This is a genomic window from Streptomyces sp. Edi2 (assembly GCF_040253635.1).
Classification (GTDB): Bacteria; Actinomycetota; Actinomycetes; order Streptomycetales; family Streptomycetaceae; genus Streptomyces.
In genome coordinates, this window is the sequence record NZ_JBEJGX010000002.1 from 1 (window position 1) to 23238 (window position 23238).

The 23238-nt window shown below is 73.4% G+C and carries 31 protein-coding genes; 30 read left to right on the plus strand and 1 reads right to left on the minus strand.

Annotated elements, in window-relative coordinates:
- Positions 1 to 1920: 1920 nt before the first annotated feature.
- A complete protein-coding gene (locus ABR737_RS01800; protein WP_350248386.1) occupies positions 1921 to 2679 on the minus strand; it encodes a transcriptional regulator in 759 nt (252 codons plus the stop codon).
- A gap of 849 nt (positions 2680 to 3528) precedes the next feature.
- Here ABR737_RS01800 and ABR737_RS01805 point away from each other — a divergent pair.
- The 30 genes from ABR737_RS01805 to ABR737_RS01950 all read left to right on the plus strand — a co-directional run bounded on the left by ABR737_RS01805 (position 3529) and on the right by ABR737_RS01950 (position 23162).
- Entirely contained in the window at positions 3529 to 4224 is a 696-nt protein-coding gene (locus ABR737_RS01805; RefSeq protein ID WP_350248387.1) for a hypothetical protein, read from the plus strand.
- Between the two features lie 80 nt (positions 4225 to 4304).
- Positions 4305 to 4967: a hypothetical protein gene (locus ABR737_RS01810; protein ID WP_350248388.1), complete on the plus strand. Its 663-nt coding sequence runs from the start codon at positions 4305 to 4307 to the stop codon at positions 4965 to 4967.
- Between the two features lie 89 nt (positions 4968 to 5056).
- Positions 5057 to 5314: a hypothetical protein gene (locus tag ABR737_RS01815; protein WP_350248389.1), complete on the plus strand. Its 258-nt coding sequence runs from the start codon at positions 5057 to 5059 to the stop codon at positions 5312 to 5314.
- An 870-nt stretch (positions 5315 to 6184) separates the two neighbouring features.
- Complete coding sequence (locus tag ABR737_RS01820; RefSeq protein ID WP_350248390.1) at positions 6185 to 6490, plus strand: hypothetical protein; 306 nt, start codon at positions 6185 to 6187, stop codon at positions 6488 to 6490.
- Between the two features lie 469 nt (positions 6491 to 6959).
- On the plus strand, positions 6960 to 7193 hold the full coding sequence (locus ABR737_RS01825; RefSeq protein WP_350248391.1) for a hypothetical protein: 234 nt from the start codon (positions 6960 to 6962) through the stop codon (positions 7191 to 7193).
- A 78-nt stretch (positions 7194 to 7271) separates the two neighbouring features.
- Positions 7272 to 7532 carry a hypothetical protein gene (locus ABR737_RS01830; protein WP_350248392.1) on the plus strand — a complete coding sequence of 87 codons (261 nt, stop codon included), beginning with the start codon at positions 7272 to 7274 and terminating at the stop codon, positions 7530 to 7532.
- A gap of 144 nt (positions 7533 to 7676) precedes the next feature.
- Positions 7677 to 7952, plus strand: coding sequence for a hypothetical protein (locus ABR737_RS01835; RefSeq protein ID WP_350248393.1), 276 nt, complete (start codon positions 7677 to 7679; stop codon positions 7950 to 7952).
- A gap of 67 nt (positions 7953 to 8019) precedes the next feature.
- Entirely contained in the window at positions 8020 to 8283 is a 264-nt protein-coding gene (locus ABR737_RS01840) for a hypothetical protein (RefSeq protein WP_350248394.1), read from the plus strand.
- A gap of 51 nt (positions 8284 to 8334) precedes the next feature.
- Positions 8335 to 8904 (plus strand): LPD29 domain-containing protein, encoded by a 570-nt coding sequence (locus ABR737_RS01845; RefSeq protein WP_350248395.1) that lies wholly within the window; start codon positions 8335 to 8337, stop codon positions 8902 to 8904.
- Between the two features lie 142 nt (positions 8905 to 9046).
- Complete coding sequence (locus tag ABR737_RS01850) at positions 9047 to 9241, plus strand: hypothetical protein (protein ID WP_350248396.1); 195 nt, start codon at positions 9047 to 9049, stop codon at positions 9239 to 9241.
- Positions 9242 to 9314: 73 nt separating this feature from the next.
- Complete coding sequence (locus ABR737_RS01855; protein ID WP_350248397.1) at positions 9315 to 9524, plus strand: hypothetical protein; 210 nt, start codon at positions 9315 to 9317, stop codon at positions 9522 to 9524.
- A 142-nt stretch (positions 9525 to 9666) separates the two neighbouring features.
- On the plus strand, positions 9667 to 10092 hold the full coding sequence (locus tag ABR737_RS01860; protein WP_350248398.1) for a hypothetical protein: 426 nt from the start codon (positions 9667 to 9669) through the stop codon (positions 10090 to 10092).
- Positions 10093 to 10178: 86 nt separating this feature from the next.
- Complete coding sequence (locus ABR737_RS01865) at positions 10179 to 10712, plus strand: hypothetical protein (protein ID WP_350248399.1); 534 nt, start codon at positions 10179 to 10181, stop codon at positions 10710 to 10712.
- A 362-nt stretch (positions 10713 to 11074) separates the two neighbouring features.
- Complete coding sequence (locus ABR737_RS01870) at positions 11075 to 11371, plus strand: hypothetical protein (protein WP_350248400.1); 297 nt, start codon at positions 11075 to 11077, stop codon at positions 11369 to 11371.
- A 45-nt stretch (positions 11372 to 11416) separates the two neighbouring features.
- Positions 11417 to 11818 carry a hypothetical protein gene (locus ABR737_RS01875; protein ID WP_350248401.1) on the plus strand — a complete coding sequence of 134 codons (402 nt, stop codon included), beginning with the start codon at positions 11417 to 11419 and terminating at the stop codon, positions 11816 to 11818.
- A 300-nt stretch (positions 11819 to 12118) separates the two neighbouring features.
- Entirely contained in the window at positions 12119 to 12646 is a 528-nt protein-coding gene (locus ABR737_RS01880; protein ID WP_350248402.1) for a hypothetical protein, read from the plus strand.
- 193 nt (positions 12647 to 12839) lie between these two features.
- Positions 12840 to 13253: a hypothetical protein gene (locus ABR737_RS01885; RefSeq protein WP_350248403.1), complete on the plus strand. Its 414-nt coding sequence runs from the start codon at positions 12840 to 12842 to the stop codon at positions 13251 to 13253.
- 190 nt (positions 13254 to 13443) lie between these two features.
- The gene (locus ABR737_RS01890) at positions 13444 to 14037 is read left to right on the plus strand and encodes an LPD29 domain-containing protein (RefSeq protein WP_350248404.1); all 594 of its coding nucleotides are present in this window, start codon (positions 13444 to 13446) and stop codon (positions 14035 to 14037) included.
- Positions 14038 to 14091: 54 nt separating this feature from the next.
- Positions 14092 to 14445, plus strand: a complete 354-nt coding sequence (locus ABR737_RS01895) for a hypothetical protein (protein ID WP_350248405.1) — start codon at positions 14092 to 14094, stop codon at positions 14443 to 14445.
- An 855-nt stretch (positions 14446 to 15300) separates the two neighbouring features.
- Entirely contained in the window at positions 15301 to 15507 is a 207-nt protein-coding gene (locus ABR737_RS01900) for a hypothetical protein (protein ID WP_350248406.1), read from the plus strand.
- Positions 15508 to 15603: 96 nt separating this feature from the next.
- Positions 15604 to 16530 carry a hypothetical protein gene (locus tag ABR737_RS01905; RefSeq protein WP_350248407.1) on the plus strand — a complete coding sequence of 309 codons (927 nt, stop codon included), beginning with the start codon at positions 15604 to 15606 and terminating at the stop codon, positions 16528 to 16530.
- Positions 16531 to 17007: 477 nt separating this feature from the next.
- Positions 17008 to 17397: a hypothetical protein gene (locus ABR737_RS01910; RefSeq protein WP_350248408.1), complete on the plus strand. Its 390-nt coding sequence runs from the start codon at positions 17008 to 17010 to the stop codon at positions 17395 to 17397.
- 93 nt (positions 17398 to 17490) lie between these two features.
- The gene (locus ABR737_RS01915) at positions 17491 to 17811 is read left to right on the plus strand and encodes a hypothetical protein (protein WP_350248409.1); all 321 of its coding nucleotides are present in this window, start codon (positions 17491 to 17493) and stop codon (positions 17809 to 17811) included.
- A gap of 58 nt (positions 17812 to 17869) precedes the next feature.
- Positions 17870 to 18535, plus strand: coding sequence for a hypothetical protein (locus ABR737_RS01920; RefSeq protein ID WP_350248410.1), 666 nt, complete (start codon positions 17870 to 17872; stop codon positions 18533 to 18535).
- A 60-nt stretch (positions 18536 to 18595) separates the two neighbouring features.
- A complete protein-coding gene (locus tag ABR737_RS01925; protein ID WP_350248411.1) occupies positions 18596 to 19789 on the plus strand; it encodes a hypothetical protein in 1194 nt (397 codons plus the stop codon).
- Positions 19790 to 19934: 145 nt separating this feature from the next.
- Positions 19935 to 20486 (plus strand): hypothetical protein, encoded by a 552-nt coding sequence (locus ABR737_RS01930; protein ID WP_350248412.1) that lies wholly within the window; start codon positions 19935 to 19937, stop codon positions 20484 to 20486.
- Positions 20487 to 20580: 94 nt separating this feature from the next.
- On the plus strand, positions 20581 to 21396 hold the full coding sequence (locus tag ABR737_RS01935; protein ID WP_350248413.1) for a hypothetical protein: 816 nt from the start codon (positions 20581 to 20583) through the stop codon (positions 21394 to 21396).
- Positions 21397 to 21660: 264 nt separating this feature from the next.
- Positions 21661 to 22167 (plus strand): hypothetical protein, encoded by a 507-nt coding sequence (locus tag ABR737_RS01940; RefSeq protein ID WP_350248414.1) that lies wholly within the window; start codon positions 21661 to 21663, stop codon positions 22165 to 22167.
- 84 nt (positions 22168 to 22251) lie between these two features.
- Positions 22252 to 22842, plus strand: a complete 591-nt coding sequence (locus tag ABR737_RS01945; protein ID WP_350248415.1) for a hypothetical protein — start codon at positions 22252 to 22254, stop codon at positions 22840 to 22842.
- Between the two features lie 5 nt (positions 22843 to 22847).
- Positions 22848 to 23162, plus strand: a complete 315-nt coding sequence (locus ABR737_RS01950; RefSeq protein WP_350248416.1) for a hypothetical protein — start codon at positions 22848 to 22850, stop codon at positions 23160 to 23162.
- Positions 23163 to 23238: the final 76 nt, after the last annotated feature.

A 23238-nucleotide genomic window follows, 5' to 3' on the forward strand; every position in this document is an offset into this window, starting at 1 on the left:
CGCCGCCGCCGCCCCCGCCGCCGCCCCCGCCCCCGCCCCGCCCCCCCCCCCCCCCCCCCCCCCCCCCCCCCCCCCCCCCCCGCCGCCGCCGCCGCCCCCGCCGCCGCCGCCCCCCCCCCCCCCCCCCCCCCCCCCCCCCCCCCCCCCCCCCCCCCCCCCCCCCCCCCCCCCCCCCCCCCCCCCCCCCCCCCCCCCCCCCCCCCCCCCCCCCCCCCCCCCCCCCCCCCCCCCCCCCCCCCCCCCCCCACGCCGCCGCCCCCGCCCCCCCCCCCCCCCCCCCCCCCCCCCCCCCCCCCCCCCCCCCCCCCCCCCCCCCCCCCCGCCCCCCCCCCCCCCCCCCGCCCCCTCCCCCCCCCCCCCCCCCGCCCCCCCCCCCCCCCCCCCCCCCCCCCCCGCCGCCGCCGCCGCCGCCGCCGCCGCCGCCGCCGCCGCCGGTCACCGCGATCTGCCACCACGATCAACTCCGCCTCCTGACCGCTGCTGCCACCTCCACCAACCCCCCCAGCGACCCCGCCCCCGCCCCCCCCCCCCCCCCCCCCCCAACCACCGCCGCCGCCCCCCCACCCGTCTCCGCCGCCCCCCCCGCCGCCACGATGACTTCTGCCGCCTCATCGCCGCCGCCGCCGCCGCCACCACGGCGACCACGAACGCCGCCCCGCCGCCGCCGCCGCCGCCGCCGCCGCCGCCGCCGCCCCGCCGCCGCCCCCCGCCCCCCCCCCCCCCCCCCCCCCCGCCCCCCGCCGCCCCGCCCCCGCCGCCCCCGCCCCGCCGCCGCCCCCGCCCCCCCCCCCCCCCCCCCCCCCCCCCCCCCCCCCGCCCCCCGCCGCCGCCGCCGCCGCCGCCGCCGCCCCCCCCCCCCCTCGCCGCCGCCGCCCCGCCCCACTCGCCACCAACCACCAGCCACGTACCCCCCCCCCCCCCCCCCCCCCCCCCCCCCCCCCCCCCCCCCCCCCCCCGCCGCCGCCGCCGCCGCCCCCCCCCCCCCCCCCCCCCCCCCCCCCCCACCCAGCAGCCACCACCACCACCACCACCACCCCCCCCCCCCCCCCCCCCCCCCCCCCCCCCCCCCCCCCCCCCCCCCCCCCCCCACTCCCTGCTGCCGCCGCCGCCGCCGCCCCGCCGCCGCCGCCCCGACGTCGCCGCCGCCGCCACGGGACACCAGGATCCCCAGCTACGCTGGGTAACCCCCGGCCTTCGGCCAGGGGGCTTGGGCCTTCGGCCCTTCGCGGGTGCGTACGGTTAACTCCCGTGCTTCGCACGGGAGTTGGCGGGGCCTGCGGCCCCCGCTCCCGGCCTCCGGCCGGGCGGCGCGGGCTGCGCCCGCGCTGGTGGGGAGGGTGCGGGGCGCTCCGCGCCCCTGGTTGGGTGAGTGGGGGGTGTCAACTCGGGCGCTGCGCGCCCGAGTTGGGCGTTCGGTTCGGATGCTTCGCATCCGAACTTGGTTGGGTGGTTGCCGGAGCGCTCCGCGCTCCGGTTACGTTGGGTGATGGTGGCGGGGGGCTTGTTTGATCTTGGAGTGGAGCGCTCCGCGCTCTTGGGTGTGTGGGCCGAGTGCGGGTGGTCGGGGGTGCGGGGGTGCTCGCTTCGCTCGGCGGCGAGGGGATGGGGCGGGGTGTGTTGTCGGGTGCCGGCCGAGCGGGTCGTGGGCGGCGGGGTCTGTGTTGAACTGGGCTTCGTTTGGGGTGGTTTGAGTGTTCATCAACTGTTTTTGCGTGTGGCAGACCTCACATTTTTGGGGCGCCGTGTCCTACTTTGCAAAGTACAAAGCCCGGCTCCGCGCCCCACATCGACGCTCGTACGCCGGCACGGCGCGGGATGCGGACGGGCGCAGCGGGGCGGGGCGCGCCTCGTCGCGGCTGGACGGTTCTGGACGTTTTCGGACAGCGCAGGACAGCGCTGGACGGCTTCTCGGCGGGTTGTTCAGGTGGTGCTGCGGGGTGGGGCGGTGCGGCGGGCGAAGGCGGTGATGCCGGGCAGGTCGGGACGGCGGGCGGCGGCCTCGGCGGTCAGGGTGCGGTACGTGCGCGGCCGGCGGGCTTCCTGCGGCGCGGCCTGTTCCACCTGCTGCAGCTGGGCGAACGCGGCCGGGACGTCGCCGGCGGCCAGGAGCGCGCGGGCGGTGTCGGTGGCCGCGCCGGGCCCGGCGCTCCGGCGTCGGCGGTCGCCGGCTACGTCCAGGCGCGCCGGCGTACGCCAGGGCCCAGGTCGACGTTCGCCGAGCTCGCGGTGGATCCCGACCCGGTACAGCGTGCACTGCGCCGCCGACAGGTCCCCGTCCCTCCGTACGCGGGTGGAGGGGTGGGCCAGGCGCGCCGCGCTCTGTTCGGCCCAGGCCGCGAACTCCTCGGCGGCCGCGGGCTGTCGGGCCTGGGCGGCGGTGTAGGCGGCGGTGAGCGCCACCATGCCGGACGCGTCCAGGACTTCCGCCGACGGCGCCGCGACGGCGGCCAGCTGATCGTGGGCGTCCTTCAGGAGCTGCAGAGCCTGATCGGCTCGCCGGGTGCGGCGCAGCGGTGTCGCGGCGGCCGGCGCCGCGGCCGCCAGGAGCACCGGCCGGCCCGAGCGGCGGGCCGCCTCCTCCGCCTGGGCCGCGAAGACGGCCGCGAGGGCCACGTCACCGTCCTTGACCGCCAGCTGGGACACGAGCACCCACACCTGCGCCGCCCGGCCGGCTCCCACCGGGCCTGTCTCCTGGGTCTCACGCGCGCGGGCGCCCAGACCCTGGGAGCGCCTGGCGCAGCCGGCCGTACTCCCCTGCGGAGAACAGCCCCCGCGCTCACCGCCAGACCCCCTCCCCCCGCAGACGACCGCCTGCGGGCATCGCCCCGGCCGGCGCGGCCCCGGCAGCCCACCACCCCACCGCGCCGAGCCCTGCGCCCAGCACCGTTCTGCGCTCCATCCCACCGCCCCCTCCACCTTCACCCTGCCGTCCCCTGGGCCCAGGACCCGGAGCGGGGGCCTTCGGCCCGTCTCGTGCGACTGTAATGCAGCCTGGCGACCCGGACAGGGCGCACACACCCGCCACCGCGCGCCCCCGGAGCCCGGGAGCGGCGGGCCCCGGTGCGGCGGAGGTGCCGCAGCTCCAGGACGCCGGCCAGGCCCCGGCCGTGGTGTTGCCGGGGACGGGCAACACCCTGACGCCGGACAGCCCCAGGGCGACGAGCGCATGGCGCCCCCCGACCAGTGACTCGCCGCGGCGGCCGGGGCGCCGAAGGCCGCCGGGTGCCGGGTGCCGGGTGCCGGCGAACAATGCCGAACAACGCCGAACAACGCTGAACAACCCGCCCGCCAGCGGGAACGCAGCCCGCCCGCAAGCAGCGGGAAGGCGCCGACGGCGCACCCATACGGGCCCGAGCCCCCGGCGCCTGTGGCCGGTGCGCAGCTCGGCGGCTCGGCGGCTCAGCGCCCCGGGCAGTCAGCGCGCGCCGGAGCAGAACCAGCGCGGCCCCTTTACTTTGACCCTTCCCCCTTGTGGGGTACATTAATGACATCGGGGTGAGCGCCCCGCCCCGAAGCCAGGAGGAAGCCATGAACAACAACGTGATCGACTGGAAGACCGGCGCCACCTACGCGTGCCCCCGCTGCAACCACGACTCGGTGGGCAACCCCAACAGCTGGGAGGTGTACACCTGCTGCAACTGCGGCACCCGCTTCGCCCGCTTCCCCCGCCTCCAGCGCTTCCTGCGTCACGTCGGCATCACCTGCGAGTTCTGCACCGAGCGCCACCCCGTCGTCGTCGACGGCAAGCCCTACGGCTTCCTGCGCAAGCGCCACAACGGCGTCGGCACCTACGCCCGCCACCAGATCGAGGCATGGCAGTACGACACCGACGAGATCCCCGACCACAAGGACCGCGTCCTCTACCGCGACACCTGCGCCACCCGCGCGGACGCGCTGGCCTCTCTCGCCCGCTACCGCAGCTTCCTTGGCCGCGTCGAAGACGACTTCAGCCCCGTTCTCGCCGTCGTCGCCGACGAGGAGTTCGACAAGTACTACAACGTCGACCACCTCACCCAGGAGCAGCAGGACGCCCTCCACGACGGCACCCTTGAGGTCTACGGCGTAGGCGTCATCCGCACCCACGACGCCCCCAGCCGGATGCGCGGCTGGTTCTACCCGGACACGGACACCTTCACCTGGGGCCTGATCGCACCCGCCGGACTCGAAGGCCTCTACACCCAGCACCTCCCCGAGGTCCTGGCGCCCCACGCCCCGCAGCTCTGACAGAAGGGGCCACCGGCCCCAAGGGCGGGGCGCAGCAGGCGCCCCGCCTCCCGGCCCGACACAACAAGGAGCGCCGACCCATGAGCCGGTACTACGCCAGCCCGACGCACATCCTCGCCCTGGTCAAGGGCGCCGCCGAGGGCGATGCGATCAAGCACATCACCCCGGCCGGCCTGGGCACCCACCTCGACGACGCCGTGGCCTGCGGCCTGCTCACCGTCGGCAGCGACGCGTACGACCTGCACCCGACCGACACCGGGCGCGCCCTGTACGAGGCGCACCTCACCGGCCTCCCGGACGGCCGGGCCAACCACTGGGGCAGCGCCGTCCCTGCCGCCGCCGTCGACCAGGTGCACCAGCTGCACCTGGAGGCCACCGGCCGCGCCGTCGTCGTCGAGGCCGAGCTCACCGGGCCGGGCCACGGCACCGTCACCGTCACCCACGGCGCCCCTCGCGCCACACCGCCCCGGGCCACCCTGGGCCGCACCCGCAACACCGCGGGCCGCGCCACCGGCTGGTACATCAGCCCCACCCCCGGACGGCCCCGCCCCGGCCCGCGTCACCGGGCGCACCAAGGACGACGTCATCCGCCGCTACCTGCGCACCCTCGGCATCCAGAGCGACGCGATCACCTACGCCCGCATCAACTACGCACCCCCGCGCTGAACACCCGCCCGCACCACACCGCGACAGGCCCCCGGACGGGAACGGCAGGCGGCGCAGCACACCCCCGGGAGTCCTAAACGTTTGACGTAGACCCCCTATTTGAAGTACATTAGTAACTAGCGGTGAGGGAAACACCCCCCGCCCCGCCCCTTCGGGAAAGGACCCCATGCACCAGTCCGAGGCAGACCAGGCCCGCACCCTCGCCGGTGAAGTCACCAAGCTCATCGAGACGTTCGAAACCGACAGCACCCTGGCCGACGCCCAGCAGGCGATCGACTTTCTGACGCTGATGCACACGGAACTGCTCGAATTCGCCGACAACCCGGCCGACGACCGCCTGCGCCGTGGAATCGAAAGCCGCGTCCGGTTGACCCCCCTCCGCGTAGCGAGTGAAGCTGCCGCGAAGAGCGTCAGCCGCCGCTGATCTGGCAGGCCGCCCGCCCAGGTGTCACGCTGCCCGCCCGCCCTCGGGAGAAGCCCCGAAAATGGCACGCCAGGGTGCGTTTCCGCAGGTCAAGGGTGTCACGCTCATGGGCGTGACACCCACCGTGACAGGGTGCGTGACACCCACCGTGACAGGGCCGGCGGGCGCCTGGCGGCCGGGCCTTCCGTGCCACATGAACCGGCAGGACCAGGCCGATCGGGACGGGGCCAAATGCTCGGGCACGGAACAGACGCGGCTGTGCCTCAGCCCAACGGCAGAGGCACAGCCGCTCAGGGAAGGCTTTGGCTGTCACTATCGGCGGCGGACTCGAACCGCCTCCCTGGCGCGGCCCAGGGAGGCCCCCGTGCCCGCTTCTAGAGGGGCGCGCCCCAGGTCAGGTCGCGGCCGCGCGGACTTCGCCCCGCACCGGGTCCTCACGTGCTCCGGGCCCTGGGGCGGGCAGCGTGCCGCGTACCAAGCCCTGCGGGCGCGGCCGCGCCCGCAGGGCTTGGGCATGCGACCGCACCCCGGGGGCGAAGGCGACGTGCCGGGCTGGGGGCGTCAGGGCGCAGCGGAGCGGCAGTTGTGCCCCTGCGTCCAGGAGTCCCCTCTGGTGGCCCGGAGCGCCTGCGGCAGGCGAAGCGTCCGCCAGTAGTCCGGCGGTGGGTTCCTCGCGCCCTGCCCTTGAGTCGCGGACAGAGAGGATGGGGACACCAATCCCCACCCCTCCGCGCGCGACCCTATTAGGTTGTCGCATACCACCCTTACGCGTACGCTCGTATTCGCTGCGTCCGGCCGTTAACGCCGTCTTCGCGGCGACGCACGACGCCTCCGAGCACTTACATCCAGCCCCCTCTTCAAGGAGTGCGCATGCCTGCCGAGACCCCTGCCACAGCACCTCGGGGAGGACGCGGACCCTCCGCCGACGACACTGCCGAGCAGTGCGGCGACCTCATCGCCGGATACGACGAAGACGGCCCCACCGCCTACGAGTGCGGCGCCGTCGTGCGCCGCACCGAGACCGGCTACCGCTGCGAGCGCGGCCACGCATACACCTATGCGGCATACCGCGAGGCCGAGGGATGGGACTACGCCAGCGACCCCGTCGAGGCCGAGCTCCTGTCCCGTGCCGGAGTGCTCGGTGCACCTCCCGGCGACGACCGGCCCCGCCCGTAGTCACCCCACTGCGCCCCCCAGCCCCGCCTCGCCGGAGCCTCGCCCACCTTCACGCTCGAAGATCCAGGCACCCGCCGGACCGCGATCGGCGCCCGCCTCCCCACCGGGTGCGGTCACTCCTGGAAGCGCCGCCGCCCCCGATGGTCCGTGGGCGATCTGCGCGGCGCCTGCGCCGACTGCGGCGGGCTCCTCCCGCCCCCGCGCGAGCAGTTCGACGGGATGGCCGGCGCCACTGTGCCCGCCCGCGTAACGCGCCGCCCTTTCACATGCAGCCCTCCCTGGAGGGCGGTGGCGGGCGGCCCGCCGACCGATGCGGCACTTTCAGCATCGGCTCACCGCCGACCGGCCGCCGCTCCCACGAGAGGCGCAATACCTTTGACTTCAACCCCCGATGCGGGTACATTAATGACACTGGGGCGGCAAGCAAGGCTCAACCGGCCACCACGAACAACCCCACTTGGGAGAAGTCATGACGCAGAACATCACCACCACTAACGCCCCCAAGGCCCTCGCTTCGCTCTACGACCACTTCGGCCTCCCCCACACCGACCCGGCGGCCTGGATCGGCGACCACCTCAACGTGGCCGCAGAGGACGCCACCGACGAGCGAGTTCGCGACGGCTACCGGGCGGCGCTCCACCTGTTCACCGGGGGCTACATCGAGCACGCCTCAGCTGTGCTGCGCCTGCTCCCCACCCCCTGACCGCGACGAGCGGCGGGGCCACACCGGCTCCGCCGGGCCCGCCCCACCCGACCTGACCCGCCGCATCCAGGAGTGCCAATGCCCCCCTCGACCACCCCGACCCAGGTCCGCACCGAGCGCCTCGCGACGATCGCGCGCGCCGTCGACCACCTGAACGCGACCGACACCGCGACCCTCCGGGCGCAGCTCGCCACGACATCCATTCACGACCACTGGAAGCGTGACCCCGAAGGGCTCGCCACCCTCCTCAGCACTGCCGACCAGCCCCGGGACACGTCCATCTTCGGACTGTGGGCCGGAGCGCAGTCCGTACTGCGCGCCGCCGGACTCCCGGCCTGACGCCCGCCCGCGCGGGTCACCCATACCCAAGGTGACCCTTTTAATTTGACTCACACCCCCTTTTCAAGTACATTAGAGCTTGTTGGGGCGGGTGAGCAAGCACCCGGACCGGCCACCACGAACCACCGCCGCGAGGAGTGCGCCATGACCGCCATGCTCACCGAGACCCCGTTCCGCCTTCTTGGCACCGAGGTCCTGGAGGTCACCGACTTCGAGCGGATCGAGTGCGGTCAGTGCGGCCAGCTCTCCCCCTTCCTCGACGACGACGACGAGGGCACCGACGACGCGCACGACGCCGGATGGCACGTCCTCAACCTGGACGACTGCGGCTGCCCCCACCTGATGTGCCCGGACTGCGCCGACGAATGGTGCGGCGTCCGCGACACCACGCCCCGCCTGCTCGGGATGCGGGTCGTCTGACCCCACCCGCCGGGGCGGCCGACCGGCCGCCCCGGCCCCGCACACCACCAGCCTTGAGGAGGAACCCATGGACCAGCGAGCAATCCAGCGCCAGGCCGAGATCCGCACGCTCATCGACAGCGACGCGCTCACCCTGGAGCGGGCCAGGGCTGCCCTCCGCGACCTCCTGGACGTGACCGCCACGGCGCAGACCGGGCCCGACGTCACCTCGTACGGCTACGGCATGGACCTTCCCCGCGAGGTGGTCGACGCCGAGTACGCGGCCCGAGAGGCGGTCGGCTACGACCTCGACGAGGCCCTGGTCCGTGCGTTGCGCCCCGCATCCGCGTAGCCGCCCGCGCGACACCCACCCCCTCTCGGACAACGAAAGAAGGACACGAGCATGACGGCGACCATGACCGCGACGGCCTTCGGCCCGCACACGGCCGGCTACCTGGCACTACGGCTTCCCGCCGGGACCTGGGTGCGGCACGAGGACGACGAGACCCGCCGCATCTGGATCGCGCAGCCCTGCACGTGCACGCTCTGCATGTCCGCGACGCTCCTCGGCGTTCCCGCCACGCACTACGAACTGCGCACCCGTGACGGCGACGTCGCGCCCCTCGTCCACGTTCGCTACACCTCGGTCGTCCCCCACCTTCACCCCGACGAGCTGTTCCAGACCTACCCGACCGTCCTGCCGCTGCCGCACAGCGCCGCCTGCCTGCGCAAGCTGCTCCGCGCACACTTCCCCGGCGTGCGGTTCTCGGTGCGGGCCCGGCGCGGCTGGCGGCTCTCGGTGAGCTGGAGCGGCGGCCCCTCGGACACCGAGGTGGCGACCGTGGCCGCGCCGCTGCTCGCCGACTACTCCACGCCGGGCCGCCGCCGGGCGCGGCCGGTCACCGTCACCCGGTTCGGACGCGCGACGTACGGGACCCCCCTTGTGGATGCGATCACCCTGACTCGCCGCTGACGCCCCACCCGGGCCCCCACCCCTCGCGCGCGACCCCTCAAACTTGCCCCCTCCCCCCTTTTCAGGTACATTAGTGAATGTCGAAAGGGCGAGGCAAGCGCCCGGACGATCGCCACTGATACGCCGCCCCCGAGGAGTCGAGATGCAGCCCATCGCCACCACCCCCCGCGCCACCGCCGACCTGTGCGCCTGCGAGGACGGGAGCGGCATCGGCGGCTTCTTCGCCCCCGACGACGCGGACGTCCTCTGCGAGGGCTGCGGCGAGCGGGTCCAGATCAACTGTGAGGCGAGCTGCGGGCGCTGCTGCCACGCCTGCCACGCCGAGATGCCCTGCTGACCCACTCCTTTCCGGGCGGCCCCGCCGGGGCCGCCCCCGCTCCCTCTCGACCGGTCCAGACGGAAGGCAATCCTTGCTCTACGAACGCAGCTTCAGCGCCGCCCACCTCCTCATCTGGTTCGCCATGGGCGTCGCCTTCGACATCTGCTGGTATCTCGCGGCACACCAGCACGCACCGCTGTGGGCGCGGCTCTGCGCTGCGGGCGCGACCTCGGGCGCGGCCCGTCCGATCGAGGCAGCTCTGGCCCGGCGGCACGCCCGGCGCGGGGCCGGTCGTCGCTGAACCGGATATCCGCACACCCCTTGTGATCCTAATAGCTTGCCTCGACTCCCTTTTTCAGGTACATTAATAAATGTCGAGAGCGGGTGAAGCAAGCACCCGCTCCGGACGCCGCGAACACCCCTTACGAGGAGTCGGATTCCTGATGAGCTGCACCGCACAGCACGGCATCGCCCAGTCCTTCCCGCACCGCTGGTGCACCCCGGTCAGCCGCTCGGTCCTCGTGTTGGGCCTGCTGCCCGCCCTGTTCAGCGGCAGCGCCAACATCACGGCGCTCGCCCTGGTCGCGTTCGCCGTCCTGGGTCTGCTCATGGTGGTCGGGGCGATGCGTTCCGCCCACCGCGCCCCGAAGCACCACATCCGCCCCGTGCGGGCCACTGTGGCGCTCACCACGGACGTCCTGCTGCTGCTCATCGCGGCCGGACTCGTGATCGGCGCGCAGCTCGGCGGCGGTTCCGGGGCGGTGCTCTTCTCCTCCGGCGGCGTCATCACGATGGCGGGCTTCCTTGCCCTGTGCGCCGTCCACCACGTCGCGCACCGCCGCTCCCACCGCCGCGCCCGCCGGTATTGAGCCCCGCCCGCCGGGGCCGGGCGTCCATGCCCGGCCCCGGCCCCTGCGCCCGCCTTCCCTTCGACTCCGCCCCGGGAGACTCCGCGATGAACGCCGCCCACGGCCACCTGCCCACCCGCGCCTGCCCGCACCGGCAGTGCACCCTCCTGCACCACCTCACTCTGCTCCTGCTGCTGCCGGGCCTGCTGACGGCCGTCATCTACGGCGGCGCGGCGACGGCGGTCTTTCTCGTCCTGCTGGGCGGCATCCAGTTCGGCGTGGTCCTGCTGACGCACGCCCTTGCCCCCGAGGGCACGCCCCGTCCCTGGGAGCACCGGCTGACCGTGCGCCCGGCGTGGTCCGCCCTCGCGTTCGCCGCCGACTTCCTGGCCCTGCTCGGGGCGCTCGCACTGATGGCGGCCCTGGCTGTCGACCGCAGTTACGCCGCCGTCCCGCCGCCGACCCTCGGCACGCTTGCCGCGCTCGGCGCCGTGTCGGCGCTGCTCGCCCTGCGCCACGTTGCCCACCGTCGGGCCACGGTCGCGACCGTGGCCGCCGAACCGGTCACCGAGGACGAGGACGACTGGATGGGCGAGAGCTTCGTCTGGGAGCCTGGCGACTTGGCCGCGTACAGCAAGTGACCACCGGGCGGAGCGCATCGAGCGCTCCGCCCTTTACGTTCCCCCTGCCCCTGGGCCCGCCCTGCGTGCCGCCCGTGGCAGGGGGACACCACGTTGGCGCCCGCGGCCGCCGGCTCCGTGCGACGGGGCCGGCGAAACAACCGTGCGCCAGCCTGGGCGTCCACCGCCTGGACCGAGGCCGCCCCGAGAACCGCAGAGATCCGCCGCCGCCCGGCCCGACCTCAGCGGGGCCTCCGCAACTCCATAGGTGCCCTTTAGATTTGACGGATGAATGGGCTCTGAGGTACATTAACTAATGAAGAGAGGGGGGAGACAAGCCCCCCTCCACCACCACGGCCCCGCCACGAAAGGGAGTAACGCCCATGCCCGAGCTCGCCACCACCGCCACTGAGCGCTCCACCGACGGCCACGGGCCGAGCGTGTGGATCCTCGAAGCCGGTGAGGACTACGAGGGCGGCTCGGTCAAGGGCGTCTACACCGACCGGGACCTGGCGGCCGACGACTTCCTCGACCTCGTACGCGACCTCGCGCGCTACAGCAGCCTCGACGTCGACCGCTCCGGAGAGGACCCGGACACCTGCGACCTGTACGTCCACGGCGGCTGCGACTGGATCAGCCTCACCCGCTACTCCGTCACCACCCGGCGCCAGCTTCGCTGAGCACCCGCGCGACCGCCCCGCCCCCTTTCACCGAGGAGTCCCGCCATGCCCGTCACGACGGTCAGCCCCAGCGTCACGACGCCCCCCGTCACGGCCAGCACGCGCCGCGCGCAGCTCTGTCCGCGCTGCGACCGGCACGCGCTGTACGGCACCCTGTGCGCGCACTGCGGCCGCGTGATCATCACGGGACTGGTGATCACGCCGTGCCATCCTCCGGCTTGGTCCAAGGGGTGCTGCCCGGTCTGCTTCACCACCGACCCCGAGGTCTGGGAGGTCCACGGCCGGCTGCTGTGCACGGTGTGTGCGGAGGGCCGGAGCCGGTGGGGTGACCGGGTGAAGGCCGCGCCGGGGTGGCGTGGGAGCGCGCGCCGCGTGCTGGCCTGGGTCGACGAGCCCGGATCCCCGTCCTGCGCCACGCGGTACGCCGACGAGGCAGGCGGCCGGTGAACGCGGACGGGCCGCGACCCCCCTCCTCCTGGGATGCGTACAGCGCCGCCATGGCGCAGGCGCTCAAGGACTGCGACCCCGACCGGTACCGGCGCCTGTTCTCCGCCCGGTCGGCGGCGGCGCACGCCGAGGCGGAGGAGCGCCGACGCCGGGCCCTCGGGGGGAGCTGACGGCGGCTGGCGGCGCATCCGCGACCGCTCGCGCGTTTGACGCACACCCCCTCTTGAGGTACATTAATGAATGCCAGGGCGATGCAAGCGCCCCGGCGCCACCACGATCCGACTGCCCCGGGAGCCGACAGTGCCGCGCGTCCGCCACACCACCACCGACCTCCACAACGCCCTGCACCAGCTGCTCGACGAGAACCCGCTGCGCGCGGACGAGGGTCACCCCGAGCACCGGCTGTTCGTCTACCACGGCAAGCCCGTCGAGCTGAACGCCACGCTCCTGCACCACTTCGGCGCGAGCATCAACCAGCTCAAGTCCCTGGACGCGGCGCTCTGGTCGGCCGAGAACGACTGGGACAAGGTCAAGCACCCGCTGCGCCGCCGGTACACCGAACTCGCCTGGACCTGCCTGAGCCACCTCGGAGGCGGAGAAACCGAGGGCGCGTGGGCCAACTCGCACGACTACGCCTTCGGCCCTCGCGACGCGCACCTCAGCTGGATCGCCCGCGACTACGACCGCACGCTGGACGGCCGCCGCCGCCCGTGGCTCTATGACGCGACCGAGTTCGAGCAGCCCCAGGCCGACCGCGAGCTCCACCCCGGATGCTCCACGTACCCGGTGCCGCCCGCCGCGCTGCGGCCCTTCGCGCGCCAGGTCTGAGCGGCCTGTGTCACGCTCCCGCCGGAAGGCCGGAAAACCGGCCTTCTGGGGGTGTTTTTGCAGGTCAGAGCTGTCACGCTCAACGCCGTGACACCCGACGTGACACCCCGCGTGACAGGGGGCGTGACACCCTCCGCCCTGCCCCTGTGCAATCGCCACGAGACCCCGGCCCGAGTCAACAGGAAAGCACCCGATGCGCACCGAACTCACCGACGCCGCCATCGCGGACGGCACCGCCGGCACCGTCCTCCAGGTGCGCCTGGAGGACTGGTTCGAGATCCAGATCATCACCGGCCACACCAGCCAGTGCAGCCCCCGGCCCGCCTCACCTCACCCCTCACGGTGGGACCTTCCCGCGAGCGCGCCCGTCGGCTTCGCGGGACCCTACGACACGCTCCAGGTGGGCCTGGTCCCGCCGCTCAGCGCCCCCGAGGGGTGGCCCCAACCACTCCCTGCCCACCCGCGCCGGGACCCGTACGACACCACGGCCACCATCTGGTTCGGGCAGGTCCCGGCCGACCAGCTCCGCGAGTTGGTCCGCGCTCACGGCGGCGAGAACGCACACCAGTACCCGAGCGCCGAGGACTGGCTGCAGCCGTACGAGTAGGACGGACGAGCAGGACGTCCCCCCTGCGCGAGGAGCACCGTGCCGGGTGCGCCAGCCGTGTGGGGCCCCGGGATCACTCTCGCTCAGGACTTGATCAACACCCCTCGTTCGGGTACATTAGTGATTGCAGGAACGGCGATGCAAGCGCCCGACCGGCCACCACGAACACCCCGACCGAAGGACGCGCACCATGACCTCCGCCACCGCCCGCCGCCTCAGTGCCGCCTACCTCGCCCTGCGACTGACTCCGGGCGCGGCGGTCCGCTACATCGGCACCGCGACCCGCCTCCACGGCCGGGCGACGGTCCAGCCCTGCTCCTGCCGCGTCTGCGCCGCCGACGTCGTACGCGGCATCCCCGCGACCCGCTACGAACTGCGCACCACCGACGGGAAGCCCACCGGCGTCTCCCACGTGCGCCACACCTCCGTCGTCCCCGAGCCCACCGAGGACGAGCGGATGAACGCGGCGATGCACCTGTCGACCAAGGCCACGGCGGTCTACCTGCGCCAGCTGCTGCGTGCCGCCTTCCCCGGCGTGAAGTTCTCCGTGCGCTGCGGCCCCAAGCGGGCGAAGGAGCGTTACCTGGAGCGCTTCGAGATCACCGTCACCTGGAGCGGCGGCCCGAGCCGCACCGCCGTGGCCACCGTCGCAGCGCCGCTGCTGGCCCAGTACGGCAACCCCGAGGAGTGCCGCCCGGCGTGGGTGTCCGTCACCGTCGACGGCCGCCGCCACTACGGCGAGCCCAGCGCCCTCGCCATCCACCTGAACCACACGACGGCCTGACCTGTCCGGCCCCGGCCACCCGGCCGGGGCCCTCCCCTGAACGAATGGACCGCCTTGCCCCTCAAGACCACGTCCAAGACCTACCGCGCAGTCGACTACAAGGCCCTCGAGGAATTCATCACCGCGCACTACGGCCGGCCGTACAGCGTCATCCGCGGTCTCGGAGCGCACAACGGCGCACTCCACGCGGTGGAGGTTTCCACGAGTTACGAGCACTACGACCCGGATGCCGAAGAGGGAAGCCGCATCAGCAGCCGCGAGGGCCTGGACCCCGAGGTCGCCGAGGTGCTGGACAGGTGGCGGGCCGGCACCCTCGACTACGACCCGTATGTCGGGAAGCTGCTGCACGACCTCGCGTGCAGCGGACACCTGAAGCCGGGCGAGTACCTGATCAACGTGGCCTGGTAGCCGGACCGCTGCTGCTGCACACCGCGATGCTGCACCAGCAGCGGCGCCCAGCACTCCCCGCACTCCGTCCGTGAGCGTGCAGCGGGCCGGGCAGCACCTCCCCGTGCTGCACGGCCCTGCGCGGTTGCTGCTGAGCAGCGCTGCACAGAGTTTCCGCAGATCAGGGCGGCAGCGACTGGAAGCAGCGGCGGCAGCACGACCTGCCCGTCGCCGGCGCAGCAGACCGCGCGCCGCTCCGCTGCACCCCGCCCCGCGCTGCCACGAAGAACGGGGTGCAGCACGACCTACGACTGCCTGGGCAGCGGGCGGGTCCGGCGGCCCGCTGCAGAGCAGCGTGCTGCACCCGGCCAGGCATGCAGCATTACCGGCCCGGCGCACCGGCGCGGGGGTGCAGCGCTGCACCGGCTCTCGCGCCTTCATCGCTCTCGCACAGTGCCTTCGGCCGGCTCCCGGCGTCGGATCGCTGGCGGACTCGGCCACGGGAGGCGGCCGGACCCGGCGCCGCGTGCTCGACGGCTTCGCAGCTCCGCCGACGCCCGCGCCCGTGCGTGCCCCGCCTCCGCGGCCGGCACGCATGCGCTGCAGTACCCCTCTCCCCCGATCCCCGCCGTTCCCGCCGCCCTCCCGGCCCCGGGCCGCGCTCCGTCCCGATCCTGCAGACATCGGCATCGGCAGGCTGTTCTTCGCCCGCTCACCGGTGACCCTATTAACTTGACTTGAAGGCGACGTGGAGTAAATTAGTAGATCGCAAGAGGGGGTGTTTTTGCCCTCGATCCGCTCTGCGCCCAGGGGGACACCACCCCCCTCCGGGCTCCGCGCCGGCCCCGCCCACCTGCCCCGAAGGAGTTCCACTTCGTGCCCGTCTCCACCGTCACCGTCCACGCCAACCGCCGCCGCTACACCGCCGAGTTCTCCGCGCTGCCCGGCCGCGTCTTCGGCCCCTGGGACATGACCGAGATGATCCAGGACCTCCGCGTCTCGGCACTCCTCGACCCCCGCGCAGCGCGGGATCTCGTCTTCGACGCGACCGTCGCCGGCTCGGCCACGGCCAACACGGGCTGACCTGGGCGACTCCCGGCAGTCCGCCCCCAGCCGGAGCCACACCCGGCCACAGGACCGCCGAGCCGGACCGCACCCCGCCACAGCCTGAAGGAGCACATGCACAGCACCGCAGCCAAGGACCTGTACGTCGGCGCCGTCGTCGTCATGAACGACCTTCGCCCGGAGACCGTCGCCGCGCTGGACGGGCAGGGCTCCGATCTGAGCGACGCGGTCCACATCCTCTTCGCGCCGGACGAGCCGCGCCTCCACGCTCCGCGTATGACGGTCGATCCCGGCCGCGTCTTTCGTCTGGCCCGGCTTCACCACGTCGCGTGGATCATCCACTCCCGGCACTACCGCTCCCGCACCACCACGGACCGGGCGCGCATCAGCGTCCCCTACGCGGTGCGCGGTCACTGGGCGTTCGCCGAGACGTGGAGCGTCGTGGACCGCCTGGCCGAGGAGCACACGATCACCACGTCCCGGCCGATCGGGCTGGACGCGCTGCCCGGCCCGGGTGAGCCGACTCCGGCGCCGCCCAACCCTGACAGCTCCCGCTTCTACCGGTTCTACGGCCAGGGGCCCACCGTGCTGGCGACCGGCGACGCCGTGCGCGCCGAGCTGTCCCGGCTGGCCGAGGTTCACCGGCGTGACCACGGCCGCACCGACTGGGAGATGCTCCAGCGGCTCCCGGGCGAGGGAGACATGCGGGAGTGCCGTCGGTGCACCCGGGCGCCGGAGGACCTGACGCCGATGGAGGTGGTCATCGAGCGCACCTATCAGGACGTCACGCTCGGCGATCTGCCGCGCGGCTGGGACTACGAACTGGGGCCGGCCATGGCCTACGAGCGGCACCTGTCGATGGGAACCATCTCCGCTTCTCGGCCGCCGCTGCAGGACACCCTCGCGCTCGGCGCCGGCGACCTCGCCGGGTCCGCCGCGGGCGTCGGCGCAGCGCCCAGGTGCCGTGGTGGGGGCTCGCTCGTCGGCCGGACCGTCGGCGCCTCGACGGCGCGGGGAGCACACCCGGTACGGCGCAGCTGAAGGAGTCCGCGTCGCAGCGGCGAGGCGCAAAGTGGCCCGGACGCTGCCCGGGTGCAGCAGATCGTGCTGCACCCGGGCAGCGCGCAGCAGACGGTGGCCGGCTCCGGTCGTCCCCGGGCAGCGGGCGCCCGCGCTGCCCGGCGCTGCATCCCGCGTTCGCCCGCGCCGGTGCGTGCAGCGGTATGTGATTACGCAGGTCACAGGCGCAGCAGGGCGCAGCGGCGGGGGCTGCCCGGAGGCGCTGCGGAGGGTGCGGGCTGGTGTGCCGGCCAGGGCGCGGTAGGTCCGGGCGCTGCTCCGCTGCCTCATCTGCAGCGCCGGCGAGGGGCTTTGCGTGGGGCTGCAGCAAGCCCCGAGGGTCGACCCTGTTAGCTTGCGCGTAACCCCCTTTCGGAGTACATTGAAGTTATCGGGTTCGGTGAAGCAAGCACGGGGCCGGAGACCACGCACACCACCGCCCAGCCGAGGAGCCTGCCCATGGCCGTCATCGACGCCGCGTTCATCCCGGTCATCGTGACCGCTCGCCCTCTCACCGACTCCCTGGGCCACGCCTACCAGCAGCAGCCGGCCGGGATCGACCCTGCCGGCCTGCGCGTGATCCCCGCCCGGGACGTGCAGCCGGGCGACTGGTACCTCGGCGACTGCGAGCAGCCGACCGCCGCCCGGCGCGGGATCTTCTGGGGCGTGCACACCTACGCCGCCTTCGAGGCCATGCCCGTGATGGACGCCGAGGGCGAGTCGCTGGCGCTGGACGGCGAGTCCTTCGTGTGGTGCCCGGACGAGCTCGTCATGATCATCGCTGCCGCGGCTCTCCCCGCGCCGGGTGGCCCCGCTGTGCCGCATCCCGCGATCGCACTGGCCGTCTGAGTCATCGGGGGCCGCCGGGGGGACACCACCTCTCCCGCGCAGGTCGGACCAACTGACCGGCCCTCGGCCCCACCTCGTATGCAAGGAGGCTTCGTGCCCATCCCCCACCTGTCCCCCGGCGACCGCGTCCGCGTCACCGTCTCTGCGACCCTCGTGCGCTCCGGGCCGGGATGCCTCGAGCTCTCGCCCCGCACGTACATCGAGTTCGAATCCGAGGACGACCTTCAGGTCGAGGTCATCGACGGCCGCTTCCGCCCCGGCGACGTCGTCACTGACGGCACCCGCACCCTGATGCGCACCGTCGTCGTCCGGGACTCCGGCACCGAGGCGTACTGGGCGACCCCGGACGGCTCGGCCGTGCGGGATGACGAGGTCCGTCCCGGCTCGCTGCGGCTGCTGCTCCGCATCGCCTGACGAAGCAACGCGCGCCCGCCGACGGGCCGCCCATACCCACACAAGACGAGGGACCCCCATGACCGCCACGACCGCGCCGGTCGGCGCCTTCAGGATTCCGGCCGCGCTGTACGCGCACGACATCGCCCAGCACTGCCCGTCCGGGGACTACCCGGTCGTCCGGGCTGTCCTGGAGGATGCCAAGCCGGTGGACGACGGGAGCGCCTACCTCCTGTGCCACCGGCCCGCTCGGGAGACCGGAGCCGGCTACGGCGACGGCTTCAACCTGGGCTTCGAGCTGACCTGTGTGGCAGTCGCCCTGTCCAACCTGGTCTACGAGGTCACCGACGGCCGCAAGACCTGGGACGACTTCGCCGCGGACGGAATCACCGAGGCGATGGTGCAGGACGCGCGCACCGCTCTCTACGCCGCCCGCGACATCTGGGAGGCGCAGCGCGCCGAGCAGTGCGCCACGGGGTTCGTGTGCGTCGAGCTGACCCGCTACTGCACCGACGGCACGATCGCCGTGCGGCTGGTGTGCGCCTGCGGCTGCTCCCACGAGCCCCGCCGCATGTTCTACGACGTCACCCGCTTCGAGGACGCCGAGTCCGACCGGCGCCTTGCCGCCAACCTTGAGCGCTGGGGCATGCGGCTGACCGGCCCCTTCGCCGACTTCCAATACAAGACCGACTGGTTCGGCACCACCCGTCGCGCGCCCGTCGCCCCCGTCGGCAACCCCGCCTGATCGCCGGTCGGCGGCAGCAGGCGCTCCCCCTCACACCTTCCTCATCAGGAGTCACACCTCATGGACACCGAACCCCTCGACGCCTTCCCCTCCTTCCGGCTGCGTCTGGCCGACGGGGACACGCACGACGTCCTCGGCGCCGACGGACGTCCTGTGGGCCAGGTCCTGGCGACCGGCGGCGGCCACTTCGCCCGGGTCGGACCCGACAGGGGGCCGACCCGTCAGAGCCTGCAGGGCGCGGGCGGAGACGCCGTCATGTTCCACGTCGCCCGCCACGGCCTGCCGGACGAGCCGGCCGCCGCGTACTCGGGTGCCCCCGAGGCCCGGGTCGCCGTCAGCCTCGTCCCGCTGCAGCGCCAGGAGCTCATCGACACCACGGCACGGGCCTTCACCTTCTACGCCCTGCGCCAGCCGCACGTCGCCGCGATCCTCAGCGGACTCGAGATCGTAGGAGCGGAGCGGGACGCCGTGCGCAGCCGCGCCGGATGCCGGCGCGTCGCGCGGCTGCTCCGCCTGGTCCAGGACCCCGCGCAGGCGCTGCTGGAGGAGTCGACGGGCGAGACCCGGGAGTGGCTCGCGCTGCCGCTGGCCCGGCTGCTGACGTTCTGCCACCAGGGCCGGGTACGCCTGGAGGCGACCGCCGAGCAGCCGCCCGCCGATCTGCACGGGCGGTACACCGCGCGGCACGGCGCCGACGCGGATCTGGCCACGCTTCACCGCATCTGGCAGGACCTGCGGTCGACGCCTTCGCGCGGGGTCGACCGGTCCGGGATCGACGCGGCCATGGACGCACTTCCCACCGACAAGTTCGCCGGGTCGGCGGTCAGCTGCCGGGCGACGGCCGCGCGCCTGGAGGTGGTCCGGGCCGCTGCCGAGGAGGCCGCCGCGCCGACCGCGGACCACGGCCAGAGCGAAGCGGGCAGCCTGCTACGGGAGCTGTCGGCCCTGAGCGCCGAGACCGGGGAGCGCCTGGAGGCCACCGCGCTGGTGCTGGACGACAGCCGCCGCGTGGGGACCGTCCGCGATATCAACGACGCGCTCGGCCTCGCCCGCCTCGGCGTGCCGGCCGGGAGCGGCGAGCAGTCCGTCCGCATGGGCTCCACGGAGCTCGGGCCGGTGCGCCCCAGCGCCGACGGCCGGTGGACGGGGCCGGGCATCACGGAGCCGTTCCACTCCCCCGAGGGCGCGGCCGCGGCGCTGATCCTCGCGCACCTCGCACGGGAGGAAGCGTTGCGCCAGAACCGCACTCTCTAGCACCTCTGCCCCGCCTGACGCAGGCCCACGCGGACCCGCCCACCCCTGGTGACCCTATTAACTTGCCAGCTATTAACCCTTGCAGGTACATTAATGATCAGCTCGGGGATCCCGGCCCACCACCCAACTTCAGGAGGCACAGCACATGAGCGCCAGCGAGTCGCAGAACCCGCAGACCCAGGCCCGTCTTGACCGCGTCCGCACGGCGTGCCGGAAGCTCATCGAGGGCAAGGCGGCCGCCCTGGGGATCACGCACGACCAGTACACCGACCGCTTCGGCTTCATGCCGGACCTGCTGCTGCGGGCACTGTGGAGCGGGCTCGGCGAGGGCAATCACCTCATGACCATGCATCTCCAGCACGAGGGCGAGCTGGGCGAGGAGCCGCTGTTCGCACGCGTGATGCTGACGGACGGAACGAAGGTCACCGCCGAGGACGACCTGATGCGCTACGTGGCCACCGCCTCGCGCACGCTGGAACTCGGCGCAGCTGTCACCGTGCACACGAGGAACGACGACGGGTCTTTCCTGCTCAGGGCCTGGATGGTGGACGGCGGGAGGATCGATCCGCTGACCTGGCAGGAGGCGTTCGAGATGTCGTCCATCTACGACGGGCCGGTGAAGGACTATGCGGACGCGTTCGCGCCGGAGCTCCATCTGCCCCGCGTCGCCTCGGTGCGGCTCGTCGGCGGCAAGTGAACCGCCGCGGGCCCGCACCGATTTCGCCGGGCCCGCCGCCCCACACGGCCGACCATGGCCGACCCTCCCGCACACTGAACCGCTGAGGAGCACCGTGACCCCGCCCGCCCTGCCGCTGATCCTGACCGCTTCCGGCATCGCCGCATCCATCACCCCCGCCGACGCGTGGGACCAGGTGAAGCGCATCTGGCACCCGGAGCCGTTCACCTTCGAAGCGGCCGCCCTGGGCGATGACATGGTCTCGGCCTCCTGGGTGCGCCGGTTCCCCGAATGCGGCTGCACGGCCCAGGTCTGGGCCGACAACGGGCTCATCCTCGACCCGTACGGCCTCACGACGACCGCTTACACCCCCGAGGGGCAGTGGTCGTACAACGGCCAGTTCGAGCAGGACTACTACGTCAACGCCCAGTACTACGACTGGGACGAGCCCGACACTTTCCGCACCCTTCGCGAGGCGGAGGACGCGGCCCGCGCCCAGCACCTCGACGTGTGCAGCGAGTACCAGCTCCACGCGGGCCCCTGCGAGAACTGCGGCGTCCCCGCTGGTGAGCACGTGTCGGATCTCTCGGGCATCGCGGACCGCTCCGAGCAGGCGTGCGAGACGTACCGCCGCGACCACACGTTCGGGATCCCGCCCACGCCTGGCCTGCACACCCACAACTGTCCGGCCTTCCCCTTCGTCGGCATGAGCGTGCCGGAGCTGTGCGCCCACATCGACGTCGCCGTCGCGAAGGGCTACCCGATCACCGCCGTAGAGCAGCGGACGCTGCAGGCCGCCCACGGCCTGCGGCTCGGGGACGGCGCCGACTACCAGACGCTCGACGCCCACCTGCGCACGCTCGCGCAGGGCTGCGAGAGCCACCTCCGCATCCTCGGCGGCATGACCGAAGAAGCCGCAGCGGCCCGCTAGAACAACCCAGGTGACGGGCAACCGTCACCCGGAGCAGTCTCCGTCACGGCGGAGCCAATCCGCGGTCCTGGTGGCGGTCCTGGCGGTTGGTGCGAGGACGTGGACCGCCCGGGGTTGGCGGCCGGCCAGCGCACACGTCGGCACATTGACCCGCATAGCTTGACCATGTCCCCCTTGTGGAGTACATTAATCAATAGCTGTTCGGGCGATGCAAGCGCCGGGGCAGCGCGCCACGGCCCCGCACCGACGAAGGAGCTCTGCCCCATGGGACACGCCAACTACTTCGCTTACACGCCCCAGGCGGAGAACTTCCGGTCCAGCTGGCTGCAGCTGCGCCTGGACGCGGCGGCGATCCTGGACCTGGTGGAGCAGACCCAGAACATCGCGCTCGCGGGCGGCGCGGGCACCGGGGTGCCGCGGATCGACGAGGACGCCATCGTCTTCAACGGCCTGGTGGCGGCGGACGAGGACTACGAGACCTTCGCCATCGAGCTGGACCCGCGGTTCCAGGACGAGCGGGGCTTCACCTACTCGTTCTGCAAGACCGGCAACGTGCGGCCCAAGCCGTACGACATGGCGGTCACCGCGGTCATGCTGCGGGCCCACGCACTCGCCCCGGACTGCTTCGCGATCGACAGCGACGGCGACTGGGACGAGCACTGGGTCCACGCCCGCGCGATCCACCGGATGCTGTTCAACGCCGACCCCGGCATGGAGAGCCCCTTCACCCCGGACGTCCACGCGATCGGCCCGGCTGCGGCACGCCTGTGACCACGCGGGCGGGTGTTGCGAGGTCCGCAACGCCCGCCCGCCGCCGCGGAAGTCATCCGTCGCACAACAACCGCAGGGGTATCCGTGTCCGTGACCTTCACCGCCGCCCACCGGCCGGCCAGCCGCTTCGCCGCCAGCTGCGGCTGCGCGCGGGCTACCGAGTTCGCCGCGCGGCACCGTACGTATGAGGCGGCCCTGGCCGAGGTCCTCGCCGCGCCCCTGGAACGGGACGCGATGCCCGGCTGCGAGATGCCCGACATCTGCCCGCAGTACCCGTTGATGGTGCACGACGTCGACCCCGACGGGGACGTCCCGGAGGTGAACGTCAGCGCGCACAACGCGGTACGTCTGGCGGACCTGCTCGGCTTCGCGGCCGTGGAGCTCGCCGGCCCCGCTGCGGCGCCCGGCACCACCCGCTACGAAGGGGACACCACGTCCGGCACCGGCACGGATTCGGCGGCGGGGGATGCGGGCCAGATCCCCGCCGGCGACTTCCTCGGCCGGGTCCTTCTCGCCCTCTCCCTGACCCCCGAGGACGCGGGCGTCGACGGCTACTGGAGCGGCCGCGTGCACCTGGGCGGACGCAGTGCCGGCTACCTGCAGCGGCGCCTGCTCGAGCTGCACGACCTCGCCCAGTGGTGCGCCTCGCGCGGCCGCGACGTGGTCTGGGGCTGACCGGCATGCCACCGCGGCTGACTCCCGGCCGGCTCACCGCGTTGCGCGATGCCGCCGTGCGCTCCTCGGGCAGCCTTCACCCCATGCTGGTGGGCGAGGCAGACGTACGCGCCCTGGAATCGCTCGGCCTCGTGGGCTTCCTCGACGGCTGCGGGCACCGCCTGGGCGAGGCGGACCCCGACGGTGAGCACCGCGGCCACCCTCACCTTCTGCGGCTGACCGCCGCGGGGCGCGCGAGCGTCCGCGCGGCCGGCGGCCCTTTTCGCGCGCAGCGAGCCGGCCGCCCCCTGCCACCACTCGCGGACGACCATCAAAATTGACACACACCCCCTCTCGTGAGAACATTAGAGAATAGAGGAAGGGTGGGATCTCTCACCAAGTACTGCCACTGCCTGC